Origin of the sequence: Microbacterium sp. NPDC089320 (assembly GCF_040684875.1) — a bacterium.
Classification (GTDB): domain Bacteria; phylum Actinomycetota; class Actinomycetes; order Actinomycetales; family Microbacteriaceae; genus Microbacterium.
This window is the reverse complement of record NZ_JBFBGY010000002.1, coordinates 167,159-180,961: the sequence shown is the minus strand read 5'-3', so window position 1 is coordinate 180,961 and position 13,803 is coordinate 167,159. Positions and strand designations below refer to the sequence as shown.

The following is a 13,803-nucleotide window of genomic DNA, read 5'->3' as shown; positions in this document are numbered from 1 at the left end:
GACGGGGCCACGCCGAGTCGGCGGGTCGCGTCATGATACCCGCCGCTCAGGCTCTTGTAGGGCGAGGCCGAGCGGCAATGAAAGGCAGCGTCGAGATGAACGAACAACCTGAATCGTCCTGGGACCGGCCGGTGTCGCCGGAGACGACAGCCGGGATCGTGCCGGTGGATCGGCCGGAGGCCAAGAAGCTGCGGTCGCGCCATGTCACGATGATCACGCTCGGCGGCATCATCGGCGCCAGCCTGTTCGTCGGGTCCGGCAACGTCATCCGCGCGGTGGGTCCCGCGGCCGTGCTGTCGTACCTCATCGGCGGTCTGCTCGTCTTCCTCGCGATGCGCATGCTGGGCGAGATGGCGGCCTCGCGCCCCGCGATCGGCTCGTTCATGGAGTATGCGCGCGTGGGCCTCGGCAACTGGGCCGCTTACCTCGTCGGATGGCTCTACTGGTACTTCTGGGTGGGCGTGCTCGCCTACGAGGCGGTCCTGGGCGGCGAGACCATGGCGACCTGGTTCCCCGCCGTGCCGTCGTGGGCATGGTCGCTGATCCTCATCGGCGTCTTCGTGGGCACGAACATCATCTCCGTCCGAGCGTTCGGCGAGGTGGAGTTCTGGCTCGCCAGCATCAAGGTGCTCGCGATCGTCGTCTTCCTCGGCGCCGGTGTGCTGTTCGCGTTCGGCCTGTGGCCCAACTCCGAGGTCTCGATCTCGAACCTGTGGGAGCACGGCGGGTTCGCTCCGAACGGCTTCGGTGTGGCCTTCACGGGCGTCGCGCTGGTCATCTTCTCGTACTTCGGCACCGAGATCGCCGTGATGGCCTCCGCCGAGTCGGTGGATCCGGCCAAGGGCATCCGGCAGGCGACGAGCACGATCATCTGGCGCATCCTCCTGTTCTTCGTCGGTTCGGTGCTCGTCATCGTCACCGTGGTGCCGTGGGATGAACTGCCTGTGCCGACGGACGTCGCCAACGCGCCCTTCACCTATGCCCTCGAGCAGTTCGGCATCCCGGGCGCGAGCATCATCATGCAGCTCGTCATCTTCACGGCGGTCATCTCGGTGCTGAACTCGGGCCTCTACTCGGCGTCTCGCATGTTCGCAGCGCTTGCCGAGCAGGGCTTCGCGCCCAGGATCGTGGCGCAGAAGTCGAAGAGCGGAGTCCCCGTGATGGCGCTGCTGGCCTCGACCAGCGGCGGACTGATCGCGACGCTCGTGAACTTCCTGACACCGGGATCGGGCATCTTCGACTTCATCATGAACTCGGCGGGCCTGGTCGCCCTGTTCGTGTACGTCTTCATCGCGCTCACACAGTGGCGACTGCGGCAGAAGATGACGCCGGACGAGGTCGCCAAACTGAAGCTCAAGATGTGGCGGCATCCCTGGCTGAACGTGCTCCTGATCGCCTGCATCGCCGCCGTGATCGTCGTGATGATGTTCAGTGAGGGAGGCCGCACGCAGGTCTGGACGAGCCTGATCGCCACCGGCGTGCTCGTGCTGCTCTGGCCGCTCGTGCGGCGCAATCTCGCGCGCCGCGCGTCGGTGACGGCAGACGGCAGCGCACCGGGCACTCCCAGCGCGCGCCCGTAGAATCGCGGTGTGAACGGCTCGAGACTCTCTGCGACCCTCGTCGGCACGGTGCTGGCGCTCACCCTGACGGGGTGTGCCGCGCCGACTCCGGCGGCGTCCCCTTCCCCGACTGCGACGTGGCTCCCGACCCCGTCGATGACGCAGAGTCCTCCTGCCGCAGCGCCGTCGCCCGAGTCCGCGCCGAGCAGCGACCCCGCTGCGGACGCGCAGACCGAGGTGATGCAGAACCTCTGGGACCAGGCGACGCCGGAGCAGCAGGACGATGCGTTGCGCGTGCTCGGAATCGACCCCGAGAACCCTCAGCCCACCGATGACGCGGCCGCGATCCTCGTCTCCAAGGCCGCCGAGTACGGCTACGACGTGTCGGAGGACGCGGCTCGGGCATTCCTCGAACAGCTCGCGGGGCAGTAGTCCTCGCGCGTCGACGGGCGCGGCCGAGTCGGCGCTCTCAGCGTCGCTGGGGCTCCATCACGAACGGTTCGCCGGCAAGCGGTCTCATCGCGCCCGGACCCAGCGTCAGCACATCACCCGGGTAGAGCAGCGCCCCCAGGCGGTTGTAGGTCATCGCCGCGTAGACATCTGTGCACAGCCTCTCCCTGATGGCCGCGGGTGCATCGCCCGCAGCCACGGTGTATGTCGCGATGCTGCCGTCCGCCGTCCTCGTGACCGTGCCGCGCGCGAACTCGGTCTCGCCGTTGTCCACCGGTGCGACGCCGTTCCACGTCGCGTAGAAGGTGGGCTCCTCGTCTCCCTCGCTGTATCCCGGGATCGAGATGATCGACAGCACTTCGCACCCGCTCGCGTCAGATGTCGGCACCGGCGTGGGTGTGCCGCTCGGAGTCGGCTGATCCTGCGTGGCGGGCCGCACAGCGGCGGCTGTCTCCGCCCCCTGCGGAGAGACTGCAGTGCACCCCGCGAGCCCGGCGACCGACAGCGCGACGACCACCGCCAGGGCGACGGCAGGCGAGCGATTCGACATGCACGAACGCTATCGGGCATCCGGCCGCAGGGCCAGCGGATAAGCGAATGGGCCGACCTGTACGCCGGGTTCTGTTCCGGGGTTCTTCGCCCCTTCGACGGCCATCTCTCTCGGCGACACGTTGCCGTGGCACTCTAGCGGTCTACCCGAGGACTCGGCGAGCCGCGTCATCATCCTCTGTCTGACCTTGCTCCGGACGAGGTTTACCTGGCAGGCCATGTCACCATGACCCCCGGTGGTCTCTTACACCACCCTTTCACCCTTACCCCTTGCGGGGCGGTCTGCTCTCTGTGGCACTTTCTCGCGGATTGCTCCGGGTGGGCGTTACCCACCGTCCTGCCCTGAGGAGCCCGGACGTTCCTCGGTGCGGTTGCCCGCCACGCGGCCGTCCAGTCGACCCATTCGCACGTCCAGTCTACGCCGAGGCCGCTCTACTTCTCGGCCGACTCCGCGATGCGAAGGTCGAGGGGCACGTCGATCGGGAAGTCGCCGAAGAGACGGCGCGTGGCCACGGACGCGGCTTCGCGCACGGCGTCGGCCGCGGCATCCGCCTGCTCCTCGGGAACATGCAGGATCACTTCGTCGTGCAGGAAGAAGGCCAGGTGCGCGCGAGAGCCGAAGACTCCGGATGCGGGGGCGTCGCGCTCGGCCCGCGGAAGCCTCTGCAGACGATGTCTGATCTCAGCGAGCCAGATCAACGACCACTCCGCGGCGGTGCCCTGCACGACGAAGTTGCGCGTGAACCGGCCCCAGTCCCGGGCCCGCCGGCGGGCGAGGGCGACGTCGGCCGGATCGGCATCCGCGTCGGTGGCCGCGGCCTGCGCCGCCGCCCACTCCATCGATGGCCGCGGAGAGGATCGCCCGAGCCAGGTGGAGACGACTCCCCCGTCCTCGCCGATCCGCGCGGCCCGATCGACGAGGGCCATCGCCCGCGGATAGACCTTGCGCAGCCGGGGCACGAGTCGGCCACTGTCGCCGGTCGTCGCTCCGTACATCGCCCCGAGCACGGCATATTTCGCCTCTTCTCGCGTGGCGACCGCGCCGGACTCGACCACACCGACGTAGAGGTCTTTGCCCTGTGCCGCTCGGGCCATCGCGCGATCGCCCGCCATGCCGGCGAGCATCCGCGGCTCGAGCTGAGCGACATCCGCGACGACGAGCGTCCATCCGTCGTCGGCGCGCACCGCGGCCCGCAGGGTGCGCGGCAGCTGGAGAGCGCCGCCACCCGCAGACGCCCACCGCCCCGTCACGACGCCGCCCGTGATGTAGACCGGTCGGAACCTGCCGTCGCGCACCCATTCGGCGAGCCAGGCCCACCCGTTCGCACTCAGGAGCCGAGACAGCTTCTTGTAGGCCAGCAGTGGTTCGACCACGGCGTGGCTGTGCTGGGCGAGTTCCCACCGGCTCGTCGACTCGACCTGCACTCCGACGCGGTGCAGAGCGCGCAGCAGCTTCGGCTGGCTCTCGAGGTTGAGGGTGGGATCGCCGAGGATCGAACGCACCCGCTCGCCCTGAGCCGCCATGCGGCTGGGAAGGCCGCCGGCGATCGGTCGCGTGCCGAGGATCTCGGTGAGGATGCCGTCGTGCACGCCCTCGTTCCACGGCAGGCCGGCTGCGCGCATCTCCTCGGCGATGAGTCCCCCGGCGGACTCGGCCGAGGTGAGCAGCGTGAGTCGCCCGTCCTTGCCGTCTCGCAGCACCCGACGCTGCGCGCGGTACTGATCGAGCGCCTCCGCCACGGGGTCGCGCGATTCGCTGTGCTCGAGCACGTCGAACAAGGCTGGTGCGTCATCGACGGGCTCACGGCGCACCCACGACGCGGACGGTGCGAGCGGACGCGCGACAGTGTCGGTGTCGCGCAGGATCGCATGGCAGAGCACCAGATCATGCGACCTGCCGAGGAGGACACCGGACGCGAGCAGCTCGGGATAGATCTCCCGCGCGCTGCGGATCACCCAACGCGGCGGATCGTCGAGTTCCTGCTCCGAAACCCACACGGGCATCTCGGTCGACGAGAGTTCGAGGCGCGCAACCTCCGCATCGTCCGAGTCGAGTTCCACAGCGACGTAGCCGCCGGCGTCGTTCCTGAGCAGGGCCACCCGTCGCTCGCTCGGGGGCCGCGAGCCGCCCGTCACGCTCGCGGCGCGGAGGTCACAGCCCGGATTCCTCGGTGCGCACCAGGATGCAACCGCACTCCGGGCAGGACACGACGAGGTCGTCGGCCGCGTTGCGGATGTCGTTCAGGTCTGTGCCGGGAAGCAGGATCCGGCATCCCTCGCACGTGCCGCGCGTGAGCAGGGCTGCGCCCGCGCTGTTCGCGGCGCGACGCGTGTACTCGGCGAGGAGCGGCGCCGGAACGGCCGCGGTCACAGCCTCGCGGTCGCGGGTCAGCTGAGCGATGAGATCGGTGGCGGTGGCGACGTCGGCCTTGGCCTGAGCGGTGAGCGCGGTGCCCTCCGCGGTGGTCGTCCCGAGCAGCGCCTGCTGTGCGGCGACCGCCGCGTCGGCATCCTCCACGCGTCCCATGACATCGAGCTCGATGTCCTCGAGGTCACTCTGGCGCTTGGCCAGGCTGGCGATCTCGTGTTCGAGCGCCTGCGCCTCCTTCGGGTTCGTGGCCGTGGCCAGCCGATCGGCGTCGCGGGCCCGCCGCTGCTCGACGAGCTTCACATCGGCTTCGAGCCGCGACAGCTCGGTGCGAACGTCGTCACGCACTCCGGTCAGAGCCGTCAGCTCACGCAGCTGCTCCTGACGGATCGCGACGAGCTCGGCGATGCGAGCGGCCTGCGGCGGCTTGGTGCGTGCGCGCTCAGACTGCGCGATGCGCCGGTCCAGGTCGGCGACGTCGAGCAGGATGCGCTGGTGTTCTGGGCTGGCGTTCACGCTCTCAAATCTACTCGCTGCCCCGCCCTGTCCATCACCCGACCTGTCCGTCGAGGTACAGCCAGCTGCGACCCTCGCGCACGAAACGGCTCCGTTCATGCAGAGAACCGCGCTCGGCGCCCTGCCGCCAGAACGCCTCGAACTCGACCACGCCGTCGCGGTCGAAGGGTCCGCCCCCGACGCGATCCACGATCACGAGCCTGCGCCACACGACGTCGTCGTCGAGATCGATCTCGGTCGGGCGCGTAGACGGATGCCACGTCGCGAGGAGGTACGCGGGGTCCCTGACCGCGAACGCCGTGAAGCGCGAGCGCATCAGTCGCTCAGCCGTGGGCGCCGCGGCCCCGCCGAGGAGCGGGCCGCAGCATCGGCCGAAGAGGTCTCCCGAGCCGCAGGGGCACCGCTCCGCATTATCGGGGACACCGTCATCCGACGCCATCCTCTGCACCTCGCTCATCGCTCCAGCGTACGCTGGCGCCATGACGGCTCTTCCTCATTTCACGGCACACAACGGCTTCACTCTTCCGGCTCTGGGACTCGGGACATATGCGCTCGACGGCGACGCCGGCGCGGATGCGGTCGCCACCGCGATCGGTGCCGGGTACCGCCTGATCGACTCGGCCTTCAACTACGAGAACGAGGGATCGGTCGGCCGCGGTGTGCGCGCATCGGACGTGGACTCATTGGAGCTCATCGTCACGACCAAGCTGCCCGGACGTCATCACCCGAGTGCGAAGGCGCGGACGAGCATCGAGGAGAGCCGGTCGCGCCTGGGCGTCGACGCGATCGATCTGCACCTGATCCACTGGCCGAACCCGCGGCAGGACGAGTACGTGCAGGCCTGGGAGGCACTGGTCGACGCCCAGCAGCGCGGCGTCGTGAGGCAGATCGGCGTCTCGAACTTCCTGCCGGAGCACCTCGAGCGCATCGAGCGGGAGACCGGCGTCCGCCCCGTCGTGAATCAGATCGAAGTGCACCCGTACTTCCCGCAGAGCGAGCAGCTGGCCTATCACCGCGAGCACGGCATCCTCACGGAGGCATGGAGTCCGCTCGGCCGCGCGAAGGAGCTGATCGAGGAGCGGGTCATCGGTGAGGTCGCCACGGCGCACGGCATCTCGCCCGCGCAGACTGTGCTCGCCTGGCACGTGGCGCGCGAGACCGTCGCGATTCCGAAGGCGTCGTCGCTCGAGCACCAGGTGTCGAATCTGGCGGCCGGCGCGATCGTGCTCTCGGACGCGGAAGTCGAGGCGATCACGGCGCTCGGACGCGCGGACGGGCGGCTGTTCGATGCCGACCCCGCATCGCACGAGGAGTCCTGAGACCCGTCGGTCGCTGAGCCCCGTCGACCGCACTCCTAGACTGGCGGTATGCCGGTCATCGCAGGGATCCCGATCACCCCGCTGACGGCTCGGCTCTTCTTCGCCGTGCAGGCCGCGGCAGGGGCTCTGTGGTGGATCCTCGTCGCGCTGAGCGACGATGTGCGCACCCTCACGCTCGGCGAGCTCCCGACCGGCCTCGTGGCGGCCTTCGACATCCCGCTGTTCGTGCTGGGCTCGGCGATCGTCGCGGCGGGTGCGCGATGGGCGATCTGGGTCACCGTTCCCTGGACCGTGCTCGTGGCCGTCGGCATGGCCGCCTACGCCACGGTCACGGGTCTCGCGGGGTGGGGCGCCCTGACGATGGTGGTCGCCGCCGGAGTCAGCGTCGCAGCCGCTGTGGTGCTGGTCTGCGGGCGGGCGCCCGTCGAGTGGGTGGTAACCGGACCGCTCGCGTTCCGGCCCGCTGGGAGAGTCGGCACCCGTGCGCTGCTGGCACGGACCGGACTGCAGACGCTGTTCTTCTGGGGCACCTTCCTGCTCGTCATCCCGATCGTCGTGTCTCTCGTCGAAGCCCGATGGGCACTGCGCATCGAGATTCCGTTCGTCGTGCACCTCGCCGGCGGTGTGCTGCTCGCCGCCGCGACCGCCCTCGGTGTCTGGTCGGCGGTGTCGATGTCGGTCGAGGGGGAAGGCACTCCGCTCCCCTCGCAGATGGCGCGGCGACTCGTGATCAACGGTCCGTACCGGTACGTGCGGAATCCGATGGCCGTCGCCGGCATCGCTCAGGGGATCAGCGTGGGTCTCATCCTGGGATCCTGGCTCGTCGTCGCGTACTCGCTCTTCGGATCCGTGCTGTGGAATTCGGTCGTCCGCCCCCTCGAAGAAGCGGATCTGCAGGAGCGGTTCGGAGCCGAATTCCTGGAGTACAGCGGCAGAGTGTCGTGCTGGATGCCGGTCAGACCCGCTGTGTCCCGAGCACTCTGAGCAGCTCGAGCTTGCTCGCGGCGTCGCTGCCCGGCGCGGCGGTCAGGACGATGAGGGCCTGGGATTCGTCTTCGGTGAACAGCGCCTGGCAGTCGACCTCGATCGGGCCGATCTCGGGATGGATCAGGACCTTGTGGTCTTCGAAGCGCCGCCTGACCTCGTGCACGTCCCACAGCTCCGCGAACTCCGCGCTGCGCGCCGTGAGCTCTCTCACGATCTCTCCGGCGCGTGAGCTCTCACCCAGCGCGCCGTAGGCCGAACGCAGGGAGGCGACGAGCACCCGGCTGTGGCGCGCGTGATCCTCGGTCGGGTAGCGTCGGCGCTCATCATCCGGGTGCGCGAACCACCGGTAGATGCCGCTTCGTTCGATCCCTTCGAGACCGCGCGCGTCGCCCAGAAGAGCGCGTGCAGCGTCGTTCTGCACGAGCACCTCGTCGAGCGCGGAGACGACGAAGGCGGGTGTGTCGTCGAGACGGTCGAGGACGCGGAGCATTCCGGGGTGCACGTAGTCGGTGAAGACCGTGCGGTCGGGTGCGCTGTGTCCGCAGACACGGTGAAGGTAGTCGCGCTCGTCGGGGGTCAGGCGCAGCGCCCGCGCGAGGGACGCCAGGATCTGCGCGCTCGGCTGCGGCCCTCGCCTCTGTTCGAGCCGCGCGTAGTAGTCGGTCGACATGGCCGCGAGCTGCGCGACCTCCTCGCGACGGAGTCCGGGAGTGCGACGGCGCGCTCCCCAGCCGAGGCCGACGTCGGAGGGCTTCAGCTGCTCCCGACGTCGCACGAGGAATTCGGCCAGTGCTTCTCTGTCCACCCCTGCAGTATCTCGTGTGCGGCCTCGGGCATCCAGGGACGCCCGATCCCTGGATGCGCCGTCTCTGGTGAGCCGTTGAGAGAGCTCGAAGACTGAACGCATGGACATCAGCGGAAACACCATCTTCATCCCCGGCGCCACGAGCGGGATCGGCCTCGCCCTCGCCCAGCGACTCAGCGAACGGGGCAACACCGTGATCGTGGGCGGACGTCGCTCGGAGCTGCTCGACGAGATCGCCGCGGCGAACCCCGGCATCGACACCGTCCGGATCGACACGACGGATGCCGACAGCATCCGCACGGCCGCGCAGACCGTGCTGGCCGCGCATCCCTCAGTGAACGTCGTCATCGCGATGGCGGGGATCATGCGCGTCGAGGACTGGAGGTCACCCGACGGGTTCCTCGAGACCGCCGAGGAGATCGTCACCACCAATCTCCTCGGTCCCATCCGACTGATCGCCGCCTTCATCGAGCATCTGCGCACCATGCCCGACGCGACGATCATGACCGTGTCGTCAGGTCTGGCCTTTGCGCCCCTGCGCGTGACACCGACCTACAACGCGACGAAGGCGGCCATCCACATGCTGAGCGAATCCCTGCGTCTGCAGCTCGACGACACGAGCGTGCGCGTGCTCGAGCTCGAACCGCCCGCCGTGCGCACCTCGCTCATGCCCGGACAGGAGACCAGCGACTTCGCGATGCCCCTCGACGAGTTCGTCGACGAGGTCGTCGAACTGATCGAGACACAGCCGGAGGCCACCGAGATCCAGGTCGAGAACGTGAAGTTCCTCCGTTACGGCGAAGCACGCGGCGACTACGCGCAGGTCGTCGACGCACTCAATCGTCGCGATCCGCACGGGAACTGAGCCCACGCGGTCGTCGGCTCACGGGATCAGAGAGCCGCGTCGACGGCCTGCTGAGCCGTGGTGTGCCGGAACTCGAATCCCGAGCGCTGGAGCGCTTCGGGTCGGACATCGGCATCGGAGAGCAGCAGCGAGTCGGCGGCGGCGCGGCTCAGGCCGAGCCTCAGGGCCCACGCAGGAGCGGGGATCCAGAACGGCCGTCGCATGCTCGCCGCGAGTGCACGGCCGATGTCGTTCGCCGAGGCGCGCGTCGGGCCGGTGAAGTTGACCGGCCCCTCGAGGCGCTGATCGATCACGTGACGGATGCCGCGCACCTCGTCGTCCAGCGAGATCCAGGGCCAGATCTGCGTGCCTGCTCCGATCGGGCCGGCGACACCGAACCGCGTGAGCTGGATCAGCGGCTTGAGAACACCCCTGCGATGGATGATCGGCGCCGTGCGCAGCAGCGCCACGGTGGTGTTCTCCGCGGCCCGCAGCGCTTCCTGCTCCCATCGGACGCAGAGCTGCGCGAGGAACGTGTCGCCGGGGAGCGACGCCTCGGTCAGGATCTCACCGGGTGCCGAGCCGTAGTAGCCGACGGCGGACGCCGAGACGAAGGCAGGCGCGTCGTCGCGGAGAGCACGCACCGCGGTCGCGAGCGTGCGAGTGGTCGTCAGCCGGGACTCCGCGAGCTCGCGGCGATACCCGCGCGTCCACGGCAGGCGTCCGACGCTGGCCCCGCCGAGTGCGACCACGGCGTCGGCGCCAGCGAGCACGTCCGGATCCAGCTCGCGCTCCCCCGGCATCCACTGCACCTCGGAGGGATCCCGTGGGGGGCGTCGCACGAGAGTGGTCACCTCCGCGCCGTCCGATCGGAGCGACGAAACGAGGGCCGTGCCGATCAGGCCCGATGCACCACTGATCACGATCCGCTGCGCCATGACGACTCCCTCCGTCCGTTCACCGGACTCGTTCCACTCCGCGAGTCTGTCACGTCCGGCCCCGGCTGGCGATGTCCGCGGTGCCGGGTAGGTTGCCGACGTGACCGAACCCGTGCAGTCGTGGTGGGCGAGACGCCAGTTCTCGCGAGGAACGGAGGTGCCCTATGCGATCGGCACCTATCGCTCGCAGTGGGCGGCCTACCCCGAGCTGATCCGCCAGTACCACCCCGAACTCAATCACGGCATCGCCCTCTCGCAGGTGCCGTTGGCCGCCGACGTGCTGCTGTGCTGGGAGTGCCGCGTCGGCCATCGCTTCGCCGCCACGCCGTCCGAGCAGCGCGAGCGACCCGGGCGCGTGCGCCGCCAGTCGGCGTGGTGCCCGGAGTGCTCGACGCTCGCACGGCCCCAGCCTGTCGTTCTGGGCGAAGCCCGCGCGATCCCCCGACGTGCGAGACCGCCGGTCACCCTCTGCACCAAGACCCCTGATCTTCCGTCCGGCGAGCCCTTCTCGAGCGCGTGCGCTCCGGCACCGGCATCCGCCGCCGAGGCCAGGCTGCGTGCGGCACTCGGCTCTCGGATCGCCTTCACATCGGGTGTCAACGCGATCAAGGTCGCTCGTCCCTTCTTCCGTCACACCGAGGTGTGGCCCGACATCCTTCTGCCGGAGCTGCGAGTCGCGATCGAGTACGACACGGTCGGTCGTCACGGTCTCGAGCACGTGGGAAAGCGGGAGCAGGCCGATCGGCGAAAGGACCGCGCACTGCGCACGGCCGGGTGGGAAGTGATCCGCATCCGCACCGGTCGGCTCGAACCGCTGGGACCGTACGATCTGCAGATGCCGTCGGTCTCGACACGTGGCGTCGATCGCATCATCGACGTGCTGCGCGACATCCGCGGGCCGCTGATCGTCGACGCTTTCCTCATCACCGGGTGACGACGACGTCCCGAACGGTCGGGCTCACTCTCCCGAGAGACCGTCACTCCCCCGCACGACGGCATCCCATTCGGACTTCAGAAAGCTGGCATCCCCCGCGGCGACGATCTGCGCGTTGTCGTTCGGGCCGAGTTCCGGTCGCATGGTCAGCCCGCCGACCTCGAGACTCGGAATGCTCTGCCTGATGCACTCGACGCTGCCGCGCACCAGCAGCTCCGCCGTCTGCTCGGGCGTCGCCGCGGCACCCATCACGGCATCGTCATGCGCCACGAGCACCGCCTGCCACGCGGGCTGACGGTCGTCGGGATCCAGCGTGTACTGGAGCAGTCCCTGCGGCGCAGCCTCGACCACGATGATGATCGACCCCGCGACCGGATGCTCGTCCCCTGCGTTCTGACCCATGTCGGTTCCCCTGACCGGGGCGTCCCCACGCCCGCTGTCCGCTCAGGGTACTGCGAAATAATTCTTGCCGAACGACTTACCGCGAATGGATCTCAACCGATATTTCAATATGGGGAGCAAAGGAGAAGGATCTTGACCAGCACCTACATCGAGACGGGCGGACATGTCCGCGTCTACGACGACGCCGTCCGCACCCATCACGAGTTCCCTCTCGGCACCTATCGAGTGCACTTCACCTCCAAAGAGGGATTCAGTCTGATCAAGATCGACGACCTCACCGTGGGCACCGAACGCGTCTACGGCGGACGCGACAGGAAGGTCGACAAGATCTTCCGCTCGTATGCCCTCTCCGACCGCAGCCTGGGTGTGATGCTCTCCGGGGACAAGGGGATCGGCAAGACGCTGTTCCTGCGGATGGTCGCAGAGGAGGCCCGCGAGCAGTGCCTGCCCGTGGTGATCGTCTCGGAGGACAACGACGGCATCGTGGAGTTCCTCGACACCCTCGACGAGTGCCTGATCATCTTCGACGAGTTCGAGAAGATCTTCCCCGCAGGTCGGCGCGGCGGCGCAGAGGGAAGCAACCGGCAGAACCAGTTCCTGTCGCTCTTCGACGGTCTCTCGTCGGTCAAGCGCATCTACTGCCTCACGGTGAACGACATCAATGATGTGAGCACGTACATCGTCAATCGCCCCGGCCGGTTCCACTACCACATGCGATTCGAGTACCCCGGGCCCGACGAGGTGCGGCAGTACCTCATCGACCAGGCGCCGCATGCCGATCCCGACGAGATCGAGAACGTCGCGCTGTTCTCGCGTCGCGCTCGCCTCAACTACGACCACCTCCGCGCGATCGCCTTCGAGCTCGAGCAGCCGGACACGCTCTTCGCGGACGTCGTGGAAGACCTCAACATCAAAGCAGTCGAGCCGAGCACCTATCGCATCGAGGCCCGCTTCCCCGATGGCAAGGTGTGGTCGGATGAGGTCGAGATGAACCTGTTCGAGCGCGGGGACGTCGGGCGCACGTTCGAGTTGCGTCACGCGACGCGGTCGATCTTCGCCTCGTTCGTGCCGAAGGACCTCGTCTTCGAGCCCGACGGGGGCATCTTCGTGCCGATCCACAAGCTGGAACTGCTCGACGACGAGGACGAAGAGCCCGAGGTGTATCCGACCACGGTCAGTCTCATCCTGGTCGGCCAGCCCAGCTACGGGTTCGGTCTCTGACCGCCGCCGGATCGTACGTGCCGGAGCGCGTTCAGACTCCGACCGCGTGCGACACGATCGCGCGCGTGAACCGCTGACCGCCGGCGGCGAGGCGCTCGAAGTACGCGTCCAGGGCGGATGCGGAGGACCGCGCGGCCGGAGCGGCCCCGAGCTGCGGGGCGTCGTCGTAGTGACGATCCAGCGCGTCACGGAGCATGCGCACGGCCTCAGCCCGCTGCTGCGACACGGCGGCATGCGAGACGCCCAGCTCGTCGGCGAGATCCTTCACTGTGCGGTCTTCGAAGTAGATGGCGGTGATGATCGAGCGCTTCCGCTCGGGCAGCGCATCGACCGCGCGGCGCAGGAACTCATCGCGCTCCGATGCGATCGCGAGCTCTTCGGGCAGGTAGCCGGTCCACACGATCTCCGGCGCATCCGGCGCATCGAGGCTCATCACCAGGCGCCCGGCGTCGGCGAGCCCTTCGCGGGCGACGGCGGTGTCGACCCCCATGGCTGCCGCGATCTCGGCCACGGTCGGCGTGCGACCGAGGGCCGCGGCCAGGGTCTGCCGGACTTTCGTGGTCTGCTTGGCGCGCACACGCACGTCACGCGGCGCCCAGTCCAACGACCGCAGCTCGTCTTTCAGGGCCCAGTTGACCCGCCCTCGCGCGAACGCGCCGAACGGCACGCCCAGGGTCGCATCGAACTTCTCGGCCGCACGGACCAGGGCGAACGCTCCGGCGGAGGCGAGGTCATCGCGGGAGACGTGCGTGAGGCGGGATGCCACGTACGCCGTCGCCGCACCGACAATATGCAGGTGATCGACCACGAGCTGGTTGCGGGCGCGCATCGGCATCGGATTCGCCTCTTTCACTGTAAGTGCAAGCCCTCCCCAGCGACTCACAGCGTGGCCAACTCCCCAGCGACCAGAA

The 13,803-nt window shown here is 68.7% G+C and carries 15 protein-coding genes and 1 other RNA gene; 7 read left to right on the top strand and 9 right to left on the bottom strand.

The window, feature by feature from the left end; genetic code table 11:
* The first annotated feature begins 95 nt into the window (after positions 1 to 95).
* Both AB0N61_RS05405 and AB0N61_RS05400 read left to right on the top strand, forming a co-directional pair.
* A complete protein-coding gene (locus AB0N61_RS05405; protein WP_363362306.1) occupies positions 96 to 1,580 on the top strand; it encodes an amino acid permease in 1,485 nt (494 codons plus the stop codon).
* Positions 1,581 to 1,589: 9 nt separating this feature from the next.
* Entirely contained in the window at positions 1,590 to 1,991 is a 402-nt protein-coding gene (locus tag AB0N61_RS05400) for a hypothetical protein (RefSeq protein WP_363362304.1), read from the top strand.
* A 37-nt stretch (positions 1,992 to 2,028) separates the two neighbouring features.
* On the opposite strand, the gene AB0N61_RS05395 is transcribed toward AB0N61_RS05400, so the two are convergent.
* The 5 genes from AB0N61_RS05395 to AB0N61_RS05375 form a co-directional block, all read right to left on the bottom strand.
* On the bottom strand, positions 2,029 to 2,559 hold the full coding sequence (locus AB0N61_RS05395) for a hypothetical protein (RefSeq protein WP_363362302.1): 531 nt from the start codon (positions 2,557 to 2,559) through the stop codon (positions 2,029 to 2,031).
* 44 nt (positions 2,560 to 2,603) lie between these two features.
* Positions 2,604 to 2,960: RNase P RNA component class A (rnpB, locus tag AB0N61_RS05390), an RNA gene on the bottom strand.
* 30 nt (positions 2,961 to 2,990) lie between these two features.
* Positions 2,991 to 4,658, bottom strand: coding sequence for a bifunctional 3'-5' exonuclease/DNA polymerase (locus tag AB0N61_RS05385; protein WP_363362300.1), 1,668 nt, complete (start codon positions 4,656 to 4,658; stop codon positions 2,991 to 2,993).
* Between the two features lie 52 nt (positions 4,659 to 4,710).
* On the bottom strand, positions 4,711 to 5,442 hold the full coding sequence (locus AB0N61_RS05380; RefSeq protein ID WP_363362298.1) for a C4-type zinc ribbon domain-containing protein: 732 nt from the start codon (positions 5,440 to 5,442) through the stop codon (positions 4,711 to 4,713).
* Positions 5,443 to 5,476: 34 nt separating this feature from the next.
* Positions 5,477 to 5,899: a YchJ family metal-binding protein gene (locus tag AB0N61_RS05375; protein WP_363362296.1), complete on the bottom strand. Its 423-nt coding sequence runs from the start codon at positions 5,897 to 5,899 to the stop codon at positions 5,477 to 5,479.
* A 22-nt stretch (positions 5,900 to 5,921) separates the two neighbouring features.
* Between AB0N61_RS05375 and AB0N61_RS05370 the strand changes: the two genes are divergently transcribed.
* Positions 5,922 to 6,761 carry an aldo/keto reductase gene (locus AB0N61_RS05370; protein WP_363362295.1) on the top strand — a complete coding sequence of 280 codons (840 nt, stop codon included), beginning with the start codon at positions 5,922 to 5,924 and terminating at the stop codon, positions 6,759 to 6,761.
* A 48-nt stretch (positions 6,762 to 6,809) separates the two neighbouring features.
* On the top strand, positions 6,810 to 7,745 hold the full coding sequence (locus AB0N61_RS05365; protein ID WP_363362293.1) for a methyltransferase: 936 nt from the start codon (positions 6,810 to 6,812) through the stop codon (positions 7,743 to 7,745).
* Here the strand turns inward: AB0N61_RS05365 and AB0N61_RS05360 are convergent.
* Entirely contained in the window at positions 7,717 to 8,553 is an 837-nt protein-coding gene (locus AB0N61_RS05360) for a helix-turn-helix transcriptional regulator (RefSeq protein ID WP_363362291.1), read from the bottom strand. The two genes, AB0N61_RS05365 and AB0N61_RS05360, sit on opposite strands and share 29 nt — an antisense overlap.
* Positions 8,554 to 8,653: 100 nt before the next feature.
* On the opposite strand from AB0N61_RS05360, the gene AB0N61_RS05355 reads away from it, so the two are divergent.
* Positions 8,654 to 9,418 (top strand): SDR family NAD(P)-dependent oxidoreductase, encoded by a 765-nt coding sequence (locus AB0N61_RS05355; RefSeq protein WP_363362289.1) that lies wholly within the window; start codon positions 8,654 to 8,656, stop codon positions 9,416 to 9,418.
* Positions 9,419 to 9,444: 26 nt separating this feature from the next.
* Here the strand turns inward: AB0N61_RS05355 and AB0N61_RS05350 are convergent, their stop codons facing one another.
* Complete coding sequence (locus AB0N61_RS05350) at positions 9,445 to 10,335, bottom strand: TIGR01777 family oxidoreductase (RefSeq protein WP_363362287.1); 891 nt, start codon at positions 10,333 to 10,335, stop codon at positions 9,445 to 9,447.
* A 100-nt stretch (positions 10,336 to 10,435) separates the two neighbouring features.
* Between AB0N61_RS05350 and AB0N61_RS05345 the strand changes: the two genes are divergently transcribed.
* The gene (locus AB0N61_RS05345; RefSeq protein ID WP_363362285.1) at positions 10,436 to 11,269 is read left to right on the top strand and encodes a zinc-ribbon domain-containing protein; all 834 of its coding nucleotides are present in this window, start codon (positions 10,436 to 10,438) and stop codon (positions 11,267 to 11,269) included.
* A 24-nt stretch (positions 11,270 to 11,293) separates the two neighbouring features.
* On the opposite strand, the gene AB0N61_RS05340 is transcribed toward AB0N61_RS05345, so the two are convergent.
* Entirely contained in the window at positions 11,294 to 11,671 is a 378-nt protein-coding gene (locus AB0N61_RS05340; protein WP_363362283.1) for a hypothetical protein, read from the bottom strand.
* 132 nt (positions 11,672 to 11,803) lie between these two features.
* Here AB0N61_RS05340 and AB0N61_RS05335 point away from each other — a divergent pair, with 132 nt between their 5' ends.
* On the top strand, positions 11,804 to 12,892 hold the full coding sequence (locus AB0N61_RS05335; protein WP_167942845.1) for an AAA family ATPase: 1,089 nt from the start codon (positions 11,804 to 11,806) through the stop codon (positions 12,890 to 12,892).
* 31 nt (positions 12,893 to 12,923) lie between these two features.
* Here the strand turns inward: AB0N61_RS05335 and AB0N61_RS05330 are convergent, their stop codons facing one another.
* On the bottom strand, positions 12,924 to 13,727 hold the full coding sequence (locus AB0N61_RS05330; protein WP_167945130.1) for a sigma-70 family RNA polymerase sigma factor: 804 nt from the start codon (positions 13,725 to 13,727) through the stop codon (positions 12,924 to 12,926).
* Between the last annotated feature and the right edge of the window lie 76 nt (positions 13,728 to 13,803).

Excerpts from the sequence above, each read along its gene's own strand:
- AB0N61_RS05370 (WP_363362295.1), top strand. The coding sequence starts at position 5,922 with ATGACGGCTCTTCCTCATTTCACGGCACACAACGGCTTCACTCTTCCG.
- AB0N61_RS05330 (WP_167945130.1), bottom strand. The coding sequence starts at position 13,727 with ATGCCGATGCGCGCCCGCAACCAGCTCGTGGTCGATCACCTGCATATT.
- AB0N61_RS05355 (WP_363362289.1), top strand. The coding sequence starts at position 8,654 with ATGGACATCAGCGGAAACACCATCTTCATCCCCGGCGCCACGAGCGGG.
- AB0N61_RS05395 (WP_363362302.1), bottom strand. The coding sequence starts at position 2,559 with ATGTCGAATCGCTCGCCTGCCGTCGCCCTGGCGGTGGTCGTCGCGCTG.
- AB0N61_RS05375 (WP_363362296.1), bottom strand. The coding sequence starts at position 5,899 with ATGAGCGAGGTGCAGAGGATGGCGTCGGATGACGGTGTCCCCGATAAT.
- AB0N61_RS05350 (WP_363362287.1), bottom strand. The coding sequence starts at position 10,335 with ATGGCGCAGCGGATCGTGATCAGTGGTGCATCGGGCCTGATCGGCACG.
- AB0N61_RS05365 (WP_363362293.1), top strand. The coding sequence starts at position 6,810 with ATGCCGGTCATCGCAGGGATCCCGATCACCCCGCTGACGGCTCGGCTC.
- AB0N61_RS05340 (WP_363362283.1), bottom strand. The coding sequence starts at position 11,671 with ATGGGTCAGAACGCAGGGGACGAGCATCCGGTCGCGGGGTCGATCATC.
- AB0N61_RS05405 (WP_363362306.1), top strand. The coding sequence starts at position 96 with ATGAACGAACAACCTGAATCGTCCTGGGACCGGCCGGTGTCGCCGGAG.